Genomic DNA, 5,463 nt, shown 5'->3' on the forward strand with positions numbered 1-5,463 from the left:
ACCCATCATGTATACCGGTTTGCGACCGATCTTATCGGATAACGCCCCCATCAGCGGAATGGCAAATACCTCGAGAATCACCGCTACGATCATGCTGTTCATCAGTATGCCGGCGTCGAGATTGTTGGCTTTGCCCCACGCCAGGATAATCACCGTGAAGAGGGCAAAGGCGCAAGCTTCAATTAATTTAGCCGCCACACCATTGATGACTAATTTCGGATTACCGCGAATCACTTCTTTTAACGGACGCGATTCGGCGGCCTTGGTTGCGCGAATGGCGGCGAACACTGGCGATTCATCGATGCGTAAACGAATAAACAAACCCACGATGACCAGCACTGCACTCAGTAAGAAGGGTACGCGCCAGCCCCAATGCATCATTTGTTCCGCGCTCAGGGAGGCATTAAGAATCGCGAACAGTGCCAGCGGCAGCAGGAACCCAACCGGCGCACCGATTTGTACCCAGCTGGCAAAAAAACCACGACGTGATGCTTGCGAATATTCTGCGGTCATCAGGACCGCGCCAGCTTGTTCGCCGCCCACGCCAAAACCTTGCAGCAGGCGAATAGCGATCAACAACACCGGTGCCCAGATGCCGATCTTTTCATAGGTTGGCAGCAAGCCAATACAAAAAGTACCGAGACCCACTATCAGGATGGTGGCCACCAGCGCTTTTTTACGTCCCACTTTGTCACCAATATGGCCAAAAACAATGCCGCCAATCGGCCGGGCGAGGAAGCCAACCGCATAAGTCGCAAATGCGGCAAGGGTGCTGATCAAAGGGTCGTGGCTGGGGAAGAACAGGTGGCCAAAAAACAGCACTGCAGCCGTACCATAGGCAAAGAAATCATAATATTCCGCGGCGGTGCCAATCGCCGAAGCACTGGCGACACGACGAATGAGTGAGGTGTGATTTCCCTGTGCCGTTTGGGTCTGAGTAGAAGTGGAAGATGCCATAGTCAAAATCCTGCAGGTTTATAATTTTAGGCTACCATACAAGGATGTTTGTTGGTTTGTTGCGCGAACGATCACAAATTTACGATGGCGCGAATTTACATCCTATCTTTGATTCCTGCCTTCGAGAATCGACAGCATATCAATTTTGAGTCAATTATTTCCGACCCGCTACAGCGCTGCGCTTATTAATCTTCATAACATTAACATTCAAAATAGAATGGATCTATTTCACTGGGAAATTGTTTTTTCTGTTATCTGCGAATATCGATAATGAGAAGATATAAACCTCAATAAACCCAGTAATGAATGGACTTTAAATTTAGACTAATGCATTGATATAAATGAAGATGAAGTCATTAAGTTATTCCGTGTTACCTGCTGATTTTCAAGGGTTAATTCTTAATTTGACTTAAGCCTACCTGTTCACCTTAACTCCAGCTAGACGTTTTCTTTACGAAATGATGAGATAACTCGACATAATAGGCTCTCCATTCTTGTTCTCACGTTTATTAAACCAATCGTCATGCGCGGTATTAGTTTTTGCCGCGCGAAAAATATTATTTTCTCTCTGGAGGAAAGGATGTTATTTAAATTAAAACCGCTGGTTATCAGTTTGCTGGCTGCACAAGGCATTATGATTCCTGCGATGCAAACCAATGCCGCCGTTATTCAACCCTTTGACCCTGCGAAAAATGACAACAAAGTGGGGGTGTTTTGCGTGTGCAACGGCAGCACACAATCGCTAACGGGGTTGCCGCAATTTACGCCGGGTAAAAGTGGCGAATTGCAGGTCTCCATTGGCGAGTTACAGGATCAAGGCCGGTTGGTGACAGATAACAACTTATTAGGAAAAGAGAGGTTGAGTCTGGGGGCGCAGGATTTCACGATCTCTGTGCCTAATGAGGATCACCGCTCTTACAGCAATTTCCAGACTTACAACACTGCCGCGTTAAGCAATCTCGCGCCGGTCGATAGCAGCACCCTGGTCACCGATTTCGAAGAGGTGAAGAATCAGCAGTACATTGATGCGCGTGTTGCCTCAGTGAGTAATGGCACTATCAACGTGCAACTAGGCACTGAGGGAGCCAGCACGGTGGCAAATGGTTGGGAGATGGCTGCAAAGCAGAGCCGCTTATTCACTGCCAGCAACAAAGGCAACATGAACTGGGATTCGGATAACCGCATCACTTTCACCGCCACGCAGATTCCTGCCGTGTCGCGGTGGGGTCTGAATGTGGACAATCTGGTGGCGTATAATGGCGCATTCAGTGTGACCAGCCTGTATGGCGACACCACCGACTTTAACGTGACGTCGTTGAGCGACCTGCAAAATTACAACGACTGGCTGATTGAGCAACTGCAGAATGGCCAAATTAGTTCCGCTGACTACAACAACGAATTTAATAAAGCAGTGACGCTCAGCAGTGGGCAGGTGGTGTGGGGAGTGAATACCCCGGATGACGATGAAGCCTTTCTGCCAATAGGCGAACGCGTGGTGCTCAGTGCTGACGGTGCCAATGCGCGTGCCACCATTGAGGCAGGAAAAACCCTTGAGGTCGCGAATGCCAATGGCGGGGCCATGCGTGCGGACAATGGCGCTACCGCAACCATAAACGGCAAGCTCGCCAGTACCGGCAGCGGAATCACCGATAATGATGCTCTGGTATTAACCAATGGCAGCAGCGGCATCAACAACGGTGTGATTAATAGCGGTTTCTTTAATAACGCCGATGGGAGTGGCATTGATAACAGCACGCTCGGCATTAACGGATTAGCGGTAAATGCCAGTGATAGTCACTTTATCAACAACGGCATTATCAACAGCGCGGGATCAGCCGTTGTGCTGGATAACAGCGAAGGGGTGAATAACGGCACCATCAATCTGGTCGGCGACAACGGCAGTGCAACAGCGGTGACGCTGAGCGGCGATGCGAGCACCTTTACTAACAACGGCACAATCTATCTTGGTCGTACGCCGCAAAATCATCCCGGTGATGCAACGTCTGACGTTATGCTGGATAGCGCCACCGGTATCCTTCAGTTGGGTCGCAACAGCGCAGTCAACAACGGCCACATCATCATGGATTCGGGCGTACAAAGCGGCGCGGCGATGAGCGTGTCTGGCGGCGCGGATGCCGTCACCCTGAATAATGGCGTCATTGATGTCAATGGTCGCGGCACTGGACTGGCGGTGATGGACTCTGGCAGCGGCGGTCAGGTGGGCAATGCCGGAGTGATTAACCTGAATGGCGATAACGGTACCGGCCTGTTGGTGACGGCGAATGACGGTGCTCTTTCGCACGCCTGGTCGAGTGGCCCAATCAATATTTCTGGCAATGCAAATGTCACAACAGGGACACGTAACACCGCAGTATGGGTGAAGGGTATCGATAGCGGCGTTGCTTCAGCAGATATCACCGGACCGATCACCTTAAACGGAGTTGGCGCGATTGGGATACGCGCGGAAGGCAATGCCACGGTGAATGTGTCGCAGGCGGCTCTACCCACGGGTAATAGCGGTGCCGATCAAATCACCTTTCTCGCTATGGGGCCGAACGCAAAAATTTTACTGCCCGAGAATGGCCACTACGGCGTAACGGGAGATAACGCATCCATCTTTCGTGTGCAGGATGGCGCGAGCTTTGATGGCAGTGGCATGACGTTAACTTCAAACGGCAACCTTTCCACCGCCGTCCTGGGCAGTGGTGATAACACCACGGTCAGCACTGGCAATGCCATCTTTAATCTCGGCGAAAATGGCATCGGGTTGCGTATTGAGGGTGCTGCGCAGGGCACGATTGACGCTGCAACCACCGTCAATATGAATGGCATACATAGCATCGTGGCACAGGTACAAGGCAATCGTACCGACCTCAATGGCAATATTACCAACTCCACAACGCTGCCTTACACCAACACGCTGCTGACTAACAATGCCAATATCTATGGCTCGCAGGATCGGCAGATTGGTTTTATTGCCAGTAGCTCTGGGCAGCTGATCAATAACGGTGATATCGCGCTGGAAGGCAGCAACACGGTGGGGATTGGCTCGCTCGGCGGGAATGCCACCAACAATGGCACTGTGTCGATCACGAATGGCAGTAGCGGGCTTTACACCGAGGGTTATACCTATTCGGTTGGCGCTCGTGCGACCAACAACGGCACGATCAATGTTTCCGCCGGCAATGCCAGCGTGACACAGCCTTCCGTGGGCGGCGTAGCTTTTGGGGACGCAGCTTATTTCTACCAAAATGGCACCATCAATCTGTACGGTGAACATGCGGTAGGCGCGCAGGCGGGCAATGGCGGAACGGTAGTGATTGGTGAAGGCAGTCAAATTGCATTCCATGCTGCCAATCAAATCGGTTATCAGGCGCTTGAAGGTTTGAGCAGTATTAGAAACAGCAGCAATTTGACCACGGATGCTGAGAATATCTCGTTATTCAGCGCTGGCAATTACGGCAATATTGATAACCAGGGCACCATCACCGTCAATGGCGACAACAGCCGCGCGGTGGCACTGACGGATGGCGGCCTTCTGGTCAACAGTGGTTCTATTTCTGCCTACAAAGGTGTGGCGTTGGATGCTTCGTCAGGAGCGTCAACTTATCGGCAGAGCAGCGGGCAAATTTATTCCGAAGGGACGGCTGCCATTCGTGTCGGCAATGGTGGCTCGCTTAGCATTATTGGTGATGGGCAAGGCGAACAGTACAACAGTTATAGCAGCAATATCTGGTCCAGCGGTGACGCAGACACGGTGTTGATTGATAACGGTGCCGCAGGATTTATCGCCGATCATGTGGAATTGAGTGGTGCCCGCAATCTTATTAATAACCGCGCTGAAACCAGCAATATTGCACTGAATTATGTGCGACTGGACGTCAATGGCGGTAATGGCATTCGCTCGGCAACGTCGTTCGGCTATGACGACCATGTTTATATCAACGTCAGCAGCAACAGCCTGACCAACGCGCCCGGCATCGGCTATCTGTTTGCTAATGAAGATGGTTCTGTCACCCACAACGATTTGACCCTCGGTCCCAATTACACCATTTTCCTTTCGGGTGCCAATACTACCGGCGTACGCGCTAATACGACCGGCAGAGTGATCAACGAAGGCTTTATCGGTGTGTATGACTTTAGTGGCGGATCGGCGATTGTCACTGACACCGCCAGTGAGGTGATTAACCGGGGCAGTATCGTCTCAAACAGTAAAGTCTCACCGGTGATTGATCTGCGCGGAGGGCAAACACTGTTTATCAACCAGGGGCAAATCAGCGCCACCTTCCCGGATATTGAGGTGGTGGCGGGCGGCGCGACCAACGACCGCATTGCACTGATGTCAGGCAGCGTGGTGGGGGATGTGAATACGGGGGCGGAGAGGGGCGGGGAGGGAGAAAGAGGGTGGCCGGGTGGAGAGGTGCGGGTGGGGCGTGTCCTTGCAACGCATAATCGGCAAAAGACGACCATTCGGCTAAACTTCTCTGTCACGGTTAGTTGAGGATT

At 51.7% G+C, this 5,463-nt stretch carries 2 protein-coding genes; one reads left to right on the forward strand and one right to left on the reverse strand.

What is annotated here, in order from left to right; translation table 11 throughout:
- Window positions 1-957, reverse strand: a 957-nt coding sequence (locus tag H7A81_RS25395) for an MFS transporter (protein ID WP_182059114.1), incomplete at its 3' end; no start/stop codon positions are given.
- A gap of 580 nt (window positions 958-1,537) precedes the next feature.
- Here H7A81_RS25395 and H7A81_RS25400 point away from each other — a divergent pair.
- The gene (locus H7A81_RS25400) at window positions 1,538-5,458 is read left to right on the forward strand and encodes a hypothetical protein (RefSeq protein WP_182059115.1); all 3,921 of its coding nucleotides are present in this window, start codon (window positions 1,538-1,540) and stop codon (window positions 5,456-5,458) included.
- The last annotated feature ends 5 nt before the right edge of the window (window positions 5,459-5,463 follow it).

This window comes from Pantoea sp. ME81, from assembly GCF_903970985.1.
Taxonomy (GTDB): domain Bacteria; phylum Pseudomonadota; class Gammaproteobacteria; order Enterobacterales; family Enterobacteriaceae; genus Pantoea; species Pantoea communis.

Coding starts and splice junctions, on each gene's coding strand:
- H7A81_RS25400 (WP_182059115.1), top strand. CDS start 1,538: ATGTTATTTAAATTAAAACCGCTGGTTATCAGTTTGCTGGCTGCACAA.